Here is a 15,890-nt window from a genome sequence, read left to right on the forward strand (position 1 = left end):
ATGTTTCAAGCGAAAGAAAGAACAGTGCGCTGTTAAGCGGCATTGGCCAGCGGCTGTACTACTTCAGCGTCCAAGATTTCGATTACGAAGCCGTTTTCGGGCGAGTAGGTTTTGCGGTAATGCACTACCAGCTGGCGCCCGCGAGGCGAGGTTACCTGCGTGGTGCAGACGTCGCCGTACGCTTTTTCCTTTTCCAGAAAGGGCTGCAAGGCTTGGATAGTTTGCAGAAACTCGGCGGGTAGCAGCCCTTGCTGCTCCTGCAGTTTCACGGCACTGACGGGGTACAGAAAGCGGGTGTTGAACAGAATCATAGGGTAGGAGAAACAAGCCAAATTGTTCTGGTTGGCTAACGCTTTCCTACCCCGCTTGATTCCTGAAACCCTGCTATTTATTCAGGTTTTCAGCTTGGTTTTGTGGTCTGATAGAATAGTGCTTTGAAGTCGTGTTCGAGAAATATGAGCTACAAAAACGATGTCATTCTGAGTGGAGCGAGGAATCTGCGTTGTAGTATTCAATGATGCACCCAGATTCCTCGCTCCACTCGGAATGACACAGCCTTCACTACCCCCCGTACTGCTGCAGTATACCTGCCAGCTGGTTGACTCGGGCGGCATCGTTGGTATCGGCGGCGGCCAGATAGAGGTGCTGGAGGGTGAAGATCTGCATCCCAATTTCCCGGTCGAAGAGGGCGGCATCGGGGCGGGCGGCGTAGTAGGCCAGGTGCTGGGTGGTGCGGATAGTAAGGGTATCCATGATTTCGCGGGCCCGGCGGGTTTCGCCCACTGCTACCAGGGAGGGCACCAGGTCGGGGGTGTAGGCGTCGTAGGGCAAGGCCGTATCGGGCAGTACCGTGAGGCACTTGTGCAGCACTTCGCGGGCGCGGGGTTGGTTGCCCGCTTCCACGTAGGCACGGGCCAGGCGGGCAAACTGCTGGCGGTAGGCGGCCAGGGTGAAGCGCTGATTTTCATCGTAGTACACCCGCGGGTTGTTGAGGTTGCGGTAGCTGTACTTGCGCATCAGGGAATCGTAGAGCAGGTCCTTGGCTACCACGCCTTCTTCGGGCAGGTGTAGCTCTGGTCGTTCGGCCGGCTCCCGGCACGGCACCACCCGGCACGCCAGGCCCTCCAGCTGCAGATAAGGCTCCAAACCCAGGCGGTTACGCGGGCTCACGGTATTGGCGAAGTACACCGGGCGGCGCCAGTTATTGGTAGCCAGCATATCCAGCAACGCCAGGTCTTTCTTCTCCAGCGCACTCTTCGTTACCTCCCACTCCATACGCGGCACCACTTGCCCCTGCCGCTCAACTGGCACCACCCCGCTGCGCCGGATGGCGGCCGTATCGATGGGTAGTACAAGGCGGTTGGTGGGGTAGGAAAGCAGAGTTTTCGAGCCATCGGCGTAACTAACCTGCAGTAAGGGGCTGTTCTGCTCCACCAGTTGCACAAATTCCCGCACGTTCAGCTCCCGCACGCCCGGATTTTCCACGAAGGGCAGGTAGTCGTTGGTTCCCTGGCGGTAGCGGCCGGTGCTGATAGAAAGCGGCAGCGGCGCCGATTGGTAGCTGCGCTGGCGCATCTGCTCCACGTACCAGTCGGTATTGAGGTAGCTTGACACCATCACCCGCACATCGGGCCGCACGCCTTCCACTTCCTGGGCGTACCACAGCGGAAAGGTATCGTTGTCGCCTTCAGTAACGAGGATAGCATTTGGGGCCAAGGTGTTAAGTACGTTTTTGGCGTAGTCAACGGAGCTAAAGCGGCCGGTCCGGTCGTGGTCGTCCCAGCCTTCCACGGCCATCAATGCGGGCACTATCAGACCCAGCGTCGTAGCCAGCCCTACCCGAAGCCTATTGGCCGAAAGCAAACGACTAAGCGCGGCATGCAGGGCGGGTACGCCCAGCCCAATCCAGATACAGAAAGCCAGCGTAGCGCCCGCAAACGTGTAGTCCCGCTCGCGGGGCTCCTGGGGCGGCTGGTTGAGATAGAACACAATGGCCAGGCCCGTCAGCACGAACAGCAGCCCGACTACCAGGGCCTGCTGCCGATTACGGCGCAGCTGCCAGATCAGGCCCCCTACCCCCAGCAGGAAGGGCAAGGCCAGGAAGGTATTCCGCCCCCGGTTTTCGGCTACGCTGGCGGGCACTGGTTGACTGGCATCCCAGGGCCAGAGCACGCCGGCGTGCTGCACGTCGCTTTCCCGGCCAATAAAATTCCAGCCGAAATACCGCCAGAACATGTGGCCCATCTGGTACTTGAACAGGAAGCCCAGATTCTGGCCCATAGTCGGTTTCTGGCCTTCTTCGAGGTCGGCAACCCACTTGCGGTACTGGCGCACCAGCTCGGGGGTAGTGCCGCCAGGCCCGCTGTAAATGCGGGGGAGCAGCATCTTATCGGTGGCTTCGTAGCGCAGCTCGGGACGGTGGTCGGTGATGACGTACCGGCCATTCTGGCGGGTGTAGCGCGGGGCACCGTCTTCCTGGGCCGTAGGCTGGGCAAATAAATGAGGGCCGTAGAGCAGGGGCCGGTCGCCGTACTGTTCACGCCGCAGGTAGCTCACAAAGGACAGTACCTCGTTGGGCGCGTTTTCGTTGATGGTAGGGTTGAAGGAGCTGCGAATGGGCACTATCAGGTAGCAGGAGTAGCCGATGAGCACAAATACCAGCGCCAGCAGGCCCGTGTGCAGTCCTACGCGCCCTGAGCGGTAGGCAAAGCGGAACCCAGCCAGCAACAATCCACCAAACAGCAGCAGAAATAGCACCAGTCCCGAGTTGTAGGGTAGCCCAAACGTATTCACGAAGAACACTTCACTGGCCCCGGCCAGGGTAGGCAGCCCCGGAATAATGCCTTCCAGCACTACCAGCACCAGCAGACTGCCCGCCACCAACGCCAGCAGAATGCCGCGCCAGGCAGGTTGGGGCGTCCGGCGAAGATACCACACCAGGCACAACACCGGAATAGCCAGCAGATTCAGCAAATGCACTCCTATGCCTAGGCCAATGACGTAGGCAATGAGCACTAGCCACCGGTCGGCGCCGGGGAGGTCGGCCCGCTTTTCCCATTGTAGCATCAGCCACACCACCAGAGCAGTACCCAGCGTAGAAAGCGCATACACCTCGGCCTCTACGGCATTAAACCAGAACGAATCGGAGAAGGCAAAGGCCAGGGCACCCACTATCCCACTGCCCAGCACCAACCCTACTGAGGCTCCTGGCAACGGCTCGTCATTGAAAGCGGGTATCAGCTTTTCGGCCAAGTGCGTGATGATGCCAAACAGCAGAGCTACCGTGGTAGCGCTGGCCACCGCCGATACCATATTCACCAGCACCGCTACTCGCGTTACGTCGCCGAAGGACAGCAGGGACGCCAAGCGGGCGATGAGCAGGTAAAGCGGGGCGCCCGGCGGATGGGGCACCAGCAGCCTGTAGGCGCTGGCCGTGAACTCGCCCGCATCCCAGAAGGAAGCAGTAGGCTCCAGGGTAGCCCAGTACACGCCCAGGGCCAGCAGGAACAGGGCCCCGCTACAAAATTGTTTCAGTCGGGAATACGGCATACAGCACTGGTTCAGGGTGAATAAAAAACGCATCCGGCCGCCCGGAATGACTTCCAGACTGCCGGATGCGTTTTCACTTGCACCGGTTGCCTACCCCCTAAAAACTGTACAACAAGCAGTTACTCTGTGCCTACAGGCTCAGCGCCACCGTCACGGCCGTAGAGCCGCCGGCATCATCGTCGGTTACCAGCAGCAGCTCGTAGCTTCTCGGGCCCGATTTGCGGCGCACGGCCACGCTTTCCACTTTGCCCCGGTAGGGTTTGCCGCCGGGCAGTTCTAGCTGGGCCAGCCGCACCGGCAATACTTTCTCAGAAGGCTTCGCCAGTTCCAGCACTCCCACAAACGAGCCCAGCACCACGCCATCCAGCACGGCATCCTGGGTGTCTTCTACCGAAGCAGTAACAAACAGACGGCTATCAAACCAGGTAGCCCCCGAAAAGCCAGCCGGCTTTCCATCAATTACGGGCAGCTCAAACAGCTGCTTTTGCACGGCCGGTACTTGCTGGGCGCGGTGGTGCAGATAGTTGAGGGTAGCGGCCAGGGGCAGACGAAACAGCAGGTTGCCAGTAGCCAAGCCTACCGTGCGCTGAAACAGCAGCAGCTCCGTAGCGGTAGCGGCGGTGGCTTCCAGGTTCAGCACGATGCCAGGGGGTAGCAAAGTCCGGAGAGTGGAGTACAGTCCGCCCAACGACACCGGGTACACGTTCCCTACCCCACCGGTTTTCAGCAAGGGCACCCAGAAGCCCTGCTCCCGCGCCGCCGTGGCCCCCGAGCCCAGCGCCAATAGTCCGGTTTCGCCGGTGGGGGTAGTCAGGGCGGTCATGCACTCCAGGTCCAACTTCAGCTCTTTCGGAATGCGGCCGGTGCTGAAGTGGGCCGTTTCAAAGAGGCGTGTGGGCTCACCGGCGGCCAGGGTGGCGGCGTTGAGCTGGTAGAGAAACGGGGCATCGTCGCCGATGACGTAGGCCACGTTGCCGACTACCTCTACCCCGGAGGCAGAAGGCAGGTTGGGCAGTACTGCTTCGTGCTGAATAAGAGCCTGCATAATGACCTTATTACGGTGAAACAAGCTGTGCAGATAAGTTTAGCCCGCAGAGGGCGCAGAGGTTGTCGCAGAGGAACGCAGAGCCCCTCTGCAGTTGCAAGGGTAAGCCAACCGACCAACCCCGAGCCCCCTACCCTACTTCACAATGGTAAACTCTACGCGCCGGTTTAGCTTGCGGGTTTCCTCTTTGTCGTTGGAAGCACGGGGTTTGCTACCGCCGTAGCCTACGGTGCTGATGCGGTTTTCTGCCACGCCGCGCTTTACCAGGTAGCGCTTCACCTCCGCCACACGCTCCTCCGAAAGCTTCACGTTCAGGTCGGCGCGCCCCTGGTTGTCGGTGTGGCCTTCCAGCCGGATGTTCACGGTGGGGTTGTCCTGCAGGGTGCGGGCCAAGCGGTTCAGCTCGGTGTAGGAAGCCGGCAGCAAGGTGTATTTGCCCTGCGCGAAGATGAGAGTGGGCAGTTCCAGGCTGGAGCCCACGGCGGCCGGTACCAGCAGCAGCTCCCGGGTTTGCGAGCCGCTCATGGTAACGGTATCGGTGGCCGTGAGATAGCCCACACGGGAAGCCAGCAGACGGTAGCGGCCCGGCGGCAGCGTCAGCTGAAAGGCGCCGCCGGCCACATCAGTGCGGGCGGTGGCGTTGAAGGCCAGATCATTGCCTAGCCGAATGGCCTTTACCTCGGTAGCCAGGGGTAGGCGGGTTTTGGCATCGAGGGTGCGCCCCGTGAGCAGGGTGCGGGCCGCCACGGTTGGCGAAACGGCAGGCGGCGTGGGCCGCAGGGAATCGGGTGTGGCGGGCCTGGGGGCTACCCCCGTCACGGTCCGGAACAGGTCGGCGGGGCCGTTGGCGGTTTGCGAGGCCACGTAATAGGCCTGCTTGCCATCGGCCGTCAGGCTGAGGTAGGCATCGAAGCCGGGCCCGTTCAGGGGGGCGCCCAGGTTGCGAGGCTCACTCCACCGGGTCCAGGTTTCATCGAGGCGCTGGCTCACGAACATATCCGAGCTGCCGTAGCCCGCGTGGCCGTAGGAGCTGAAATACAGGGTTTTGCCATCAGGCGCCAGCCAGGGCGCGAAATCGAAGCCTGGCGAGTTGATAACCGGCCCCAGGCTCACGGGCTCGTTCCAGATACCATCGACGCCCTGCCGACTGATATACAGGTCGTTGCCGCCCTGGGAGTCGCCGCGCTCCAGGGAAAGCAGCAGAATCTGCTCGTCGGGGGTCATGAAAAACGAGGTGGCCGGCCCGGCGGAGTAGTAGTTGGCAATGGTGAGAGGCACGGGCAGGGCCTGCTTGCCGGTGGCCCCGCGGGGCACCTGGCTCAGGCCTTCGTCGCGGAAAGAGCCGTCCCGCTCATAGTGGCCGCGCACCAGCAGGGTTTTCCCGTCGTTGGTTACCGACATGACGCCATTGTGCTGGGTGGTGTTCAAGGCATCGAGGCGGGTAGCGGCGCCCCAGGTGCGGCCCCCATCGGTGGAGGTGCTGGTCCAGATGTCGCCGGATTCGGTTACGCCCTCGGTGTTGCCGGCGTAGCGGGTCCGCACAAAGTACAGGGTGCGCCCATCAGGCGACAACACCGGTTGCAGCTCATTGCCGGTGGGCGTATTCAGACCCGAAAGCGGCGCGGGCAGCCCAAAGCCCAGCTGGGTGCTGTCCACGTTCAGGCGGAGCTTGAATAGCTTCCACTGCTGGGTGGCCCGGTTCAGGATGCGCTGCCCTACCACGGGCGTGCCGTTAAACTTGTCGGCGGCGGCCAGGGCGGCGCACTTGTCGTTGCCGCGGCTCACCAGCATAAAGCTGCCAATGGGCCCGGCCGGAATCAGCTTCCACTGCTGGTAAAAGCTGCCCGTCCAGGGGCGCTGCACAATGGCGGCTCCTTCGTCGGGCTTTTCCAGGGTCAGGCATTTGCCGCTGTGGCGGGCCTCAATGCGGTAGAAGTCACTGCCTTTGGCGGCCGGCACAAAGCGCCACTGCTGGCTGTTGGCGTGCGTGAACTCCCACTGCACGCCGGCAGCACCGGCCTCAGCCGAGGCATTGGTAATATCCAGGGAGCGGCCGCTGCTGCGGGCAATAACCCCGTACCAGGCATTTTCATCGGGCACGAATGCCACCTGAGCCCGCAGCCCCGGGGTGATTAAGAAAAGCAGCGCCAGCAACGGCAACACAAAGCGAAACAGCGGATTTATCATGCACGCGAAACGGATGAACCTGGGCGCAAGTTAGCCGAATTCCAACCCGGCGCGGCCCGAACGCGAAAAGGCGCCGCCTCCCCCAAGGAAGAGCAGCGCCTTTTCGCGTGGTTTTTTTGCTAGGTTGGCCCGGCAGGCCCAGCGGCCGTCAGGATCAGAGAACAGGGCGAAGGCAACCTCTTGTACAGCGGCTGCTTAGTTGTTGCTGATGTATTTGAAACGAACAAACCGGTCGTTTTCATAGATGGCCGTAAAGTGTCCGCCGCTTGCTTTGGACTCAGTTTTAGAGTCCGTTTTGCGCTCCGAGGCTTTGGGGCTGGCAGCAGAACTTGTTGGGACGGCCGGATATGCGCCGGGAGCCATACCGGGTACGTGGCAGATAAAGGAGAGAATCTTTGAAGGCATGGTTTGTTTCCCGTTAGTGGTTAGATGTTTGGACACTGGCAAAACGGTAGTTAGATGAGAAAAATCTGCATTTAAGCGGTCTGCAACCACTTTTGTTCAGATCAAATATAAAGATATTATCATTTGATTGAACGATGCTAAGGTATATTTTTTCTTTGATAAATGTAAATAGGTAGCACCCCTTATTTTACTTCCGTACTAGCACGGATATTTACCTTGCCCATCTAGCCCGCTGCCATACTCCGCGTTTTTCCAGCCCTATTTCCCACAAACCGGGCACAGACCGCCCTTATAGAGCCGTAAAGCCCGATTTTAGCTTAATTTATCTTCTCTGAAGGCTACTGCTCTGCTTCTTCTCACCCGCCCACAGCTCATCCGTCAGCCCTACCGACGGTGACCGGTAGCTGCTACTCATTTTCGGGGTTACCAGAGGGCGGAGGGTGCCTATTTACATCTGGTAAGAACCTTGCACATTAGCTATACAGCTCTGGGTCAGGAAATCAGCTTGTGCCGCAAGGCATACTGAATAAGGCCCACTACCGATTTGGAATTGGTTTTGGTGAACAGGTTACGCCGATGCGTTTCCACGGTCCGCTCACTGATGAAGAGCATTTCAGCAATGGCTTGGTTGGAATACTCCTGCGCAATGAGTCCCAGAATTTCCCGCTCCCGGTTGGTGAGGTCGGCGGGGCGGTTGGCCTCCAGCGCGGCCGGAATGTGCAGGTTTTGCAGCAGGGTAGCCGCCACGTCCTGGCTGAAGTAGTTGCGGCCGGCCGCTACCTGCAGAATGGCTTCCGTCAGCTCGGCCCGGGTAGCGGTTTTAAGCACGTAGCCCGAGCCCCCTGCCTCTAGCATCTCGGCCACCGTGGCGTGGTCATGAAACATGCTCAGAATCAGGACCCGGATGGATGGCCACTGCGTCCGGATGGTGCGCGCCAACTCAATACCCGACATTTCGGGCATGTTCAAATCTAGCACGGCCACCTGAATATTGGGCCAGTGGGTGGCCAGCAGGTGTAAGGCTTCGGCGCCGCTGTACGCCTGAGCCGCCACGCGCAGGCGGGCTTCGGGGCGCAGCATGCTCTTGAGCCCTTCCACTACCACCGGATGGTCGTCCACCAGCAAAAGGGAAATGACTTCGTCTTCTGACAATGGTTCTGACATAGGCACAGGGCGTAAAGCCGTTGGTTGTCCGGCCAGAGGTAGGGCGCGGGTCCACAAAGAAAGATACTATAATCTACTCTTTTCTTCAATATCAACCATAGTATATATTATGGTTTTTACATATCATCCGGCGGGTACCTTGGGCCTTTACAAACAGTGCAAAGCCCGGCGCCGCAGGCTTGGCCCTACCCCCCTGGGCAAGGCCAAACCTGCGACGCCGGGCTCCCGGCTCCTTACTTGCCAGCGCCTACTTCAGGCCGTACTTACCCCGGAATTTGTCGCGCAGGTAGGTTTGCTTGGTATCGAGGCGGAAGGCGCGGCCGTCGATCCAGGCGCGGGTTACGTCGTTGGTACGCATGTCCAGCAGGTCGCCGCGGCTCACCACCAGGGTAGCGCTTTTGCCGGCTTCCACCGAGCCGAAATCCTTGTCGATGCCCAGAATGCGGGCCGGGCTCAGGGTTATGGCTTCCAGGGCCTGCTCTTTACTGAGGCCGTAGCCGGCAGCGGTACCGGCAATAAAGGCCAGGTTACGGGCTCCGGAGGTTTCCTGGTCGCCCTCATAATCAAGGCAGAAGCGCACCCCGGCCTGTTGGAGCAGGCTGGGTAGGCGGAAGGGTTGGTCGTAGGCGTCGCCCTCGCGGCGGGGTAGGGCGTGAATGCGCGAGAGCACCACGGCCACATCGTTCTGCTTTAGAAAGTCAAGCATCATCCAGGCGTCGCGGGCGCCTACTACAGCTATTTTCTGCACGCCCAGGCGCTTGGCAAAGCGCACGGCCTCCAGCAGCTCCTTGCCGTAGTCGGCGTGGATAAACAGGGTTTTCGAGCCATCGAAGAGGCCGGCCAGGGAAGTGAGGCGCAGGTTTTCGCGGCGGCCGGCGGGCTGCTGGCGGTAGGCGCTGGCTTCCTGGAGCAGGCTTTCGAGCTGGCGCAGCTGCTCCTGCCGGGCCTTTTCGCGGCGCTCCAGCATCGGGGCGTCGTCGGTGGGGCTGGTTTTGATAATCATAGCCGGCCAGTTCAGGTGCAGGCCATCATCGGCGCGTACCTGGGCATCCTGCCAGTTCCAGGCATCGAGCTGCACCACGCTGCTCTGGCCTGAGAGAATGCCGCCCCGGGGCGTTACCTGCGTGAGCAGCACCCCATTGGTGCGCACCGTCGGGATGATGTCGGAATCGGTGTTGTAGGCAATGAGGCTGCGCACGTTGGGGTTGAACTCGCCTACCTCACGGGCATCCACAGTGGCCCGAATGGCTTCTACCTCCGTCAGGCCCAGGGTGGAGTTGGGCAGAATCAGACCGGGGTAAATCTGCTGCCCTTTCACGTCAATAACCTCAAAGGCGGCGCGGTCCTGCGCAAAGCCGCTCTGGGTGCCGGCGTAGGTAATGCGACCCTTATCGAAGGCCACGGCGGCATCGGGCACTACCGTGCCGTTGCCCACGTGCAGGGTGCCGCCCAGCAGCAACACCGGCTTGCTTTGGGCCGGGGCCGGGGCGGGCACCTGGGCCAGCGCGGGGGTAGCTATTAGTAGGCTGATAGCTATTAGCTGTTGGCTTTTAGCTTTTATGATCGAGAGAAGAAAGGACATACTGTTCAGTAAGATTGGGAAGGCAAGTAGAAACGACCAGTTCAGCAACCACAGTCTGTGGTAAAGAGCTAACAGCCAATAGCTATCAGCTACAAGCTGACAAGCTACTTATCCAGCTCTTTTTCCTGGCCTTCCGTGTCGCAGTGGTAGTGCTGGTTGGGCTTGGCGGTGGGAAGCTGGGTAGCGGCGCCGCCTTTCTTGGCTTCCAGCATTTTCTGCACGATGCGCAGGCGCTCCTGCTCCATCTGCCGGCGCAGCTGCTGGTCGCTTTCCAAGCTGAACAGCTCGCGGCCATCCACGAAGGTGCGTTCGGCGCGGGCGTACACGCTCAGGGGGTTATCGGTCCAGAGCACCACATCGGCGTCCTTGCCCTCCCGGATGCTACCCATGTGCTGATCGAGGTGCAGCATTTTGGCCGGGTTGATGGTCACCATCTTCAGGGCTTCTTCCTCCGAGAGGTTGCTGTACTTCACCATTTTGGCTGCTTCCTGGTTGAGGCGGCGGCTCATTTCGGCGTCGTCGGAGTTGAGGGCCACGTTCAGGCCCACATCGTGCATGATGCCGGCGTTGTAGGGAATGGCGTCGCGCACTTCGTTCTTATAAGCCCACCAGTCGGAGAAGGTGCTGGCGTTGATGCCGCGCTGCTTCATCTTGTCGGCCACTTTATAGCCCTCCAGAATGTGGGTGAAGGTGTTCACCGGGAAGCCCATGCGGTCCGATACGTTCATGAGCATGTTGATTTCGCTCTGCACGTAGCTGTGGCAGGTGATAAAGCGCTGCTTGTTCAGGATTTCCACCAGGGCCTCCAGCTCCAGGTCGCGGCGCGGGGCCTCGCCCTTTTTCTGCTTGGCCTTACTGAGCTTGTTCCAGGCTTTCCACTCCTGCTCATACTCTTTGGCGCGCGTAAAGGCATCCACGAACACCTGCTCGGTGCCCATGCGCGTTTGCGGGAAGCGCACGGTATTCAGCTCGCCCCAGTTGCTTTGCTTCACGTTTTCGCCGAGGGCAAACTTGATAAAGCCCGGCGCGCCGACAATCTTCATCTGCTCCGGCGTCATGCCCCAGCGCAGCTTCACCAGCGCCGACTGCCCCCCAATGGGGTTGGCCGAGCCGTGCAGGAGCTGGGCGGCCACTACTCCGCCGGCCAGGTCGCGGTACACGTCCACGTCCTCGGGGTCCACCACGTCGCCAATGCTCACTTCCGAAGTCACGGACTGGGTGCCTTCGTTTACGCCCCCGGCAATGGCAATGTGAGAGTGCTCATCAATGATACCGGGCGTGAGGTGTTTGCCGGTGCCATCAATGCTGCGCCCGCCGCCGGGCACGGACAGGTTGCGGCCAATCTTCACGATTTTGCCGTTCTGCAGCAGCACATCGGTGTTTTCGAGCTTGCCGGCGGCCTCACTGGTCCACACGGTTGCGTTTTTGATCAGCACAGTTTGCTGGGCCGGCACCTCGGCTCGGCCATAGGCCACAAAGGGGTACTGCACCGCACCCAGTTGGGGCGGCACGGGCGCTTTCGCGGAGTCGCGGCGGGCGGCGCGGGTAGCTTCTTCGAGGCGGCGGGCCGTCCATTTTACCGCCGTAGCATCGGGCAACTGTCCGTCGCCCTGGAAGGTGCGGCCCTCGGCGGTGTAGTAGCCACTGAGGCGAATGGCCCCGCTGCCCTTGGTTTTGGGAGTAGGATTGAAGACGAGGGTTGCCAGCTCCCCGTTCACACTGAGGTTGCCTTTCACGGTGTCGCCGGGCGCTTTGGCAATTTTCACCTCGGGGCTCTCGGGCTTGCCGGCCAGGAGCAGCTTCATTTCCGGCTGCGTGCCCACTTGCAGGGAGTACACCCCCCGATAATCGGCCGGGAGGGTGCTGAGCTGGTACCGCTCACCCTGTACCCAGTTGTCGAGCAGCACGTTATCCTCGGCGAGCAGGCGGCCAGAGCACACCAGGAAGTTGGCTTCCATGCCCGGCCGCAGGGCCCCTACCCTGTCCTGCACGTTCACCAGCGCGGCGGGGGTAGCCGTGAGGGCCTGCAGGGCCTGCTCCTCCGAGAGGCCGTACTGCACGGCTTTGCGCAGGTTAGGCAGAAACTTCTTTTTGTCTTTGAGGTCGGCAGCCGAGAGGGCGAAGGGCACGCCGGCTTTGGCCAGCATGGCCGCGTTGGCCGGGGCCATTTCCCAGTGCTTGAGCTCCTGCAGACTTACGCGCGCCGCGTCGTACACGTCATCTACCTGGTAGGCATCGGGGAAGTTGAGGGTCAGGATGAGGGGGGCCTTCGTGGCTTTGAGGTCGGCCAGGCGCTGGTACTCGTCGCCGCGGCCTTTGATGATGTACTGCACCCCAAACTCGTCGCCCAGCTTATCAGCCCGCAGGGCATTGAGCTTGTCGCGCACCTCAAAAATGGCGGGCAGCTGGCGCTGCTGCGTAAGGGCCCGCAGCGAGAGGTTCTGCTCCCGGGTGGGGTTGCGCTGGTTCCAGTCGGCATCGAGGTAGCTCTGGCGCAGCAGGGCAATGCTCCCCATTAGCGACGAGGGATAATCCTGGGTGCTGCTACCCTTCTCGAAGCTGAAAGCCGCCGCCGCCCGGTCCTGGAGCAGCACCTCACTTTCGCGTCGGCTGGAGTTCAGGCTCACCAGGGCCGCCGTGCCGCGGGCAATGCCGTCGGGCTGGTGGGTGAGCACCGCCCCGAAGCCCTGACGGCGGTAAGCCTCGGCCTGCTCAGCATTCACGCGGAACAGCTCGGCGGCGTTTACCTCCGGATGAATGGCCTGGTTCCAGTCGTAGGCGCCAGCCTTGGTACTTTCCATCTGGGGGCCGCTGCGGCGGCCCTGGCGCTCGGGGGCTTTCACCTCGGGCACCCCGTAGGAGGCGTACAAATCCACGAAGCCGGGGTAGATGAAGCGCCCCTTTAGGTCCTGCACTACGGCCCCGGCCGGAATCTTTACTTTGGAGCCCACGGCCTCTACTTTGCCGTCCCGAATCAGGAGGGTGGCATCGTCGAGGCGGGTTTTGTAATCCAGAAAAATGGTGGCGTGGGTGAAGGCGTACAGGCCCGGCCGCTGGTCATAAACGCCGTTGCGGGGAAAGGTGGCCGGCTGCTGGGCATGGACGGCCGTGAGGCTGCCGGCCAGCAGCCCACCGGCCAGTCCGAGCCGGCGAAGGTCAATGTGCATAGGAGTAGTAGAAGTTGAGCAGTAGAAAGAAAGGCAAGGGTAAACAACTGGCCGGCGGCGGGGCACCCCGGCGCCCAACTCGGGCGAAGGGAAGGTAGCATTCTGGCAACCGGAGTTGCACCGGCACAGTATGCGCAGAAGGAAGCTCAACTTACCTTCTCCACCTTTTACCTGCTACCCGTTATGCGCAAAGGCACCCAAGTAACCTGGAAATACGGCACCGGCACGGCCACCGGCAAAATAGAGGAAACCCACAAGGAATCCGTTACGCGCAAGCTGCAAGGCGCTGAAATCACCCGCCACGGCACCCCCGACAACCCCGCCTACCTCATTGTGCAGGAAAACGGCGACAAGGTGCTCAAGCTGCAAAGCGAGGTGAAAGCGGCCAAGTAAAACTTGTCATTCCGAGCAGCGCGAGGACTCTGGAGTAGCCTCTAATAGACAACCCACATTCCTCGCGCTGCCCGGAATGACAGGTGGGTTTGCTCCAATTCCGGACCGAGCCAAATTCCCTACCCCCCGCCGCCGGTCAAACTGTTAGGTGATACCAGCGCGGGGCGCGCCCGTGTCGTTTCGACAACAAAAAAGCCCCGCCGAGTTATCGGCGGGGCTTTTGGGCAAGTGCAAAAGGCACTAGGCGTTTTTGGGGTCGGGCTCGATGAAGGCCTGTTCCTCCATTTCGGTGGGCACCACCACGATGCCCTGCTGGAGCTTGGAGTTTTTCTTGCCGTAGATGAAGTACACGATGAAGCCCAGCAGCATCCAGCCCAGGGCCACTTTCAGCGTAAACTCATCAAGGGCGGCAATCATGCCCAAGCACACCACCATGCCCATAATGGGCACGAAGGGGAAGGACGGCGAGGAGAGCGGCGCCCGGAACGGACGAGGCTGCGCGGGGTCTGATTTGCGCATGATCCATACGCCGGCCGACACCAGCACGAAGGCCAGCAGGGTTCCGAACGAGGTCAGATCGCCGGCCAGGGAGCCGGGCACGAAGGCAGCAAATGCCCCCACGAACACCAGCAGCACCAGGTTCGACTTGTAGGGAGTGTGGAATTTGGGGTGCAGCTCGGAGAAAGCCTTGGGCATCAGGCCGTCTTTGGCCATGGAGAAGAACACGCGGCTCTGGCCCATGAGCATCACCAGAATAACGGAGGAGAAACCCAGCAGAATAGCCATGGTTACGGCCGTACCCAGCCACTCGTAGCCGGGCATGTGGGCCTTAATGGCGTACGTCACCGAGGCCTCGCCGCCCTTAGCTGGGTCGGCAAACTCGCGCCAGTTGGCTACACCCGTCAGAACGTGGCCGAACAGGATGTAGAGCACGGTGCACACGGCCAGCGAGCCGAGGATACCGATGGGCATGTCGCGCTTAGGGTTTTTGGCTTCCTGCGCGGCCGTGCTCACGGCATCAAACCCGATGAAGGCAAAGAACACAATGGCGGCCCCGCCCAGGATGCCGCCCATGCCGTGCTTGTTCCAGGCCGTGTACTCGCGCACTACGGCACCGGCGGCGTTTTTCACCGGCTCAGCATTTTCCGGAATCAGGTAGGGCTCGTGGTTTACCGGGTTGATAAACTGCCAGCCTACGGCAATGAACACCAGCACGATAGCCACTTTCAAGAACACCACAATGGCGTTGAACATAGCCGACTCCTGGGTGCCTTTGATTAGCAGCAGCGACAGGGCCACGATGATGAGCAGGGCCGGCAGGTTGATGATGCCGCTGTGCATCACACCGTCAATGGCGGCGCTTTCAAAGGGAGAGTGACTGAGCTCGTAACTTATCGGCGCTATATGGAATGCCTCCAAGAGCTTGTTGAGGTACTCGCTCCAGGCTATACTTACGGTAGCGGCCCCAAGGGCATATTCCATAATCAGGGCCCAACCGATAACCCAGGCCACAAACTCGCCCATGGTGGTGTAGGCGTAGGTGTAGGCCGAGCCGGCAATCGGAATCATGGCGGCAAACTCGGCGTAGCAGAGGCCAGCAAAGGCACAGCCAATAGCGGCCACAATGAAGGCCAGCGTAACGCCTGGGCCCGAGGCCTGCGCGGCTGCGGCCGCCGTGCGCACAAACAGACCAGCCCCAATAATGGCCCCTACGCCCAGGGCCACAAGGTTACCCGCGCCCAGGGTGCGCTTCAGCGAGCCTTCTCCCGAGGAGTTAGCTTCGCCGAGCAGCGTGGCCAGCGGTTTTTTGGCGAAAATTGTTGCCATACAGGTTGATGAGAGAAAAGAAAGGGTGAGACGGGGATTATGAAATTTGCAAAAAAAGCCGCCTGCAAGCAGCTACGAGGGCCGAATATAGCCCTTTATCTGGACAGCTGATGGCAGCCCGGATGCGGACGGAAATATTTTGCGCTCCGGCCGCGGCCGGGGTTCGGGCACTGACTTTCAGCAGCCCTGACTGCCCCCACTGACGCCCCGCCGCTGAAAAAGCTGCTTGCCTTGCTTACTGCTCCGGCCCTGGTAGTCGGTGCCGCTGTCCTGCTCCCCGGGCTACCTCCTACCCCGCCCGGCCCTTCGCCTCTCTTTCCTGCCTCCGCCCCTGCCGGCTTGCTACGGCTTTTTCGGCGGGCCACAAGCAACCGAAATGGCTTCGGCTGCTCCGCCAAACTCCTCAGCACCACCCGCAAACCGGACTGCGGCGCCTGGCTTACCCGGCCCCGGAAAGGCAGCTCAGCCGTTTGGCTGCTACCCCTAATATTTTCCGGAACCCGTAGGCAGGCTTTGCTTCTTGCTTATATTTGAAAATATGCGCCCGGGCAACGGCTTTAGTCCGCCCGGG

10 protein-coding genes are annotated in these 15,890 nt (G+C 60.9%); 1 reads left to right on the forward strand and 9 read right to left on the reverse strand.

Translation table 11 applies throughout. The features are described 5' to 3' along the window. Positions 1–32 precede the first annotated feature (32 nt). The 8 genes from FGZ14_RS09795 to FGZ14_RS09830 all read right to left on the reverse strand — a co-directional run bounded on the left by FGZ14_RS09795 (position 33) and on the right by FGZ14_RS09830 (position 13,099). Entirely contained in the window at positions 33–311 is a 279-nt protein-coding gene (locus FGZ14_RS09795; RefSeq protein ID WP_139923749.1) for a hypothetical protein, read from the reverse strand. A 250-nt stretch (positions 312–561) separates the two neighbouring features. Beyond that, positions 562–3,549, reverse strand: coding sequence for a DUF2723 domain-containing protein (locus FGZ14_RS09800; RefSeq protein WP_139923751.1), 2,988 nt, complete (start codon positions 3,547–3,549; stop codon positions 562–564). Between the two features lie 130 nt (positions 3,550–3,679). Then, positions 3,680–4,618 carry a hypothetical protein gene (locus FGZ14_RS09805; protein ID WP_139923753.1) on the reverse strand — a complete coding sequence of 313 codons (939 nt, stop codon included), beginning with the start codon at positions 4,616–4,618 and terminating at the stop codon, positions 3,680–3,682. A 111-nt stretch (positions 4,619–4,729) separates the two neighbouring features. Further along, the gene (locus tag FGZ14_RS09810; protein WP_139923755.1) at positions 4,730–6,781 is read right to left on the reverse strand and encodes an RICIN domain-containing protein; all 2,052 of its coding nucleotides are present in this window, start codon (positions 6,779–6,781) and stop codon (positions 4,730–4,732) included. Between the two features lie 195 nt (positions 6,782–6,976). Continuing rightward, entirely contained in the window at positions 6,977–7,186 is a 210-nt protein-coding gene (locus tag FGZ14_RS09815) for a hypothetical protein (RefSeq protein WP_139923757.1), read from the reverse strand. Positions 7,187–7,678: 492 nt separating this feature from the next. Further along, positions 7,679–8,350, reverse strand: coding sequence for a response regulator transcription factor (locus tag FGZ14_RS09820; RefSeq protein WP_139923759.1), 672 nt, complete (start codon positions 8,348–8,350; stop codon positions 7,679–7,681). A gap of 247 nt (positions 8,351–8,597) precedes the next feature. Beyond that, complete coding sequence (locus FGZ14_RS09825; protein WP_257883394.1) at positions 8,598–9,932, reverse strand: amidohydrolase family protein; 1,335 nt, start codon at positions 9,930–9,932, stop codon at positions 8,598–8,600. 104 nt (positions 9,933–10,036) lie between these two features. Then, positions 10,037–13,099, reverse strand: a complete 3,063-nt coding sequence (locus FGZ14_RS09830; protein ID WP_139923761.1) for an amidohydrolase family protein — start codon at positions 13,097–13,099, stop codon at positions 10,037–10,039. Positions 13,100–13,282: 183 nt separating this feature from the next. On the opposite strand from FGZ14_RS09830, the gene FGZ14_RS09835 reads away from it, so the two are divergent. After that, positions 13,283–13,492 carry a DUF2945 domain-containing protein gene (locus FGZ14_RS09835; RefSeq protein WP_139923763.1) on the forward strand — a complete coding sequence of 70 codons (210 nt, stop codon included), beginning with the start codon at positions 13,283–13,285 and terminating at the stop codon, positions 13,490–13,492. Between the two features lie 240 nt (positions 13,493–13,732). Here the strand turns inward: FGZ14_RS09835 and FGZ14_RS09840 are convergent, their stop codons facing one another. Beyond that, positions 13,733–15,319, reverse strand: a complete 1,587-nt coding sequence (locus FGZ14_RS09840) for an amino acid permease (protein ID WP_139923765.1) — start codon at positions 15,317–15,319, stop codon at positions 13,733–13,735. Between the last annotated feature and the right edge of the window lie 571 nt (positions 15,320–15,890).

The sequence above is a fragment of the Hymenobacter sp. DG01 genome (assembly GCF_006352025.1).
Classification (GTDB): Bacteria; Bacteroidota; Bacteroidia; order Cytophagales; family Hymenobacteraceae; genus Hymenobacter.

Excerpts from the sequence above, each read along its gene's own strand:
- FGZ14_RS09840 (WP_139923765.1), bottom strand. The coding sequence starts at position 15,319 with ATGGCAACAATTTTCGCCAAAAAACCGCTGGCCACGCTGCTCGGCGAA.
- FGZ14_RS09815 (WP_139923757.1), bottom strand. The coding sequence starts at position 7,186 with ATGCCTTCAAAGATTCTCTCCTTTATCTGCCACGTACCCGGTATGGCT.
- FGZ14_RS09810 (WP_139923755.1), bottom strand. The coding sequence starts at position 6,781 with ATGATAAATCCGCTGTTTCGCTTTGTGTTGCCGTTGCTGGCGCTGCTT.
- FGZ14_RS09830 (WP_139923761.1), bottom strand. The coding sequence starts at position 13,099 with ATGCACATTGACCTTCGCCGGCTCGGACTGGCCGGTGGGCTGCTGGCC.
- FGZ14_RS09825 (WP_257883394.1), bottom strand. The coding sequence starts at position 9,932 with ATGTCCTTTCTTCTCTCGATCATAAAAGCTAAAAGCCAACAGCTAATA.
- FGZ14_RS09795 (WP_139923749.1), bottom strand. The coding sequence starts at position 311 with ATGATTCTGTTCAACACCCGCTTTCTGTACCCCGTCAGTGCCGTGAAA.
- FGZ14_RS09820 (WP_139923759.1), bottom strand. The coding sequence starts at position 8,350 with ATGTCAGAACCATTGTCAGAAGACGAAGTCATTTCCCTTTTGCTGGTG.
- FGZ14_RS09800 (WP_139923751.1), bottom strand. The coding sequence starts at position 3,549 with ATGCCGTATTCCCGACTGAAACAATTTTGTAGCGGGGCCCTGTTCCTG.
- FGZ14_RS09835 (WP_139923763.1), top strand. The coding sequence starts at position 13,283 with ATGCGCAAAGGCACCCAAGTAACCTGGAAATACGGCACCGGCACGGCC.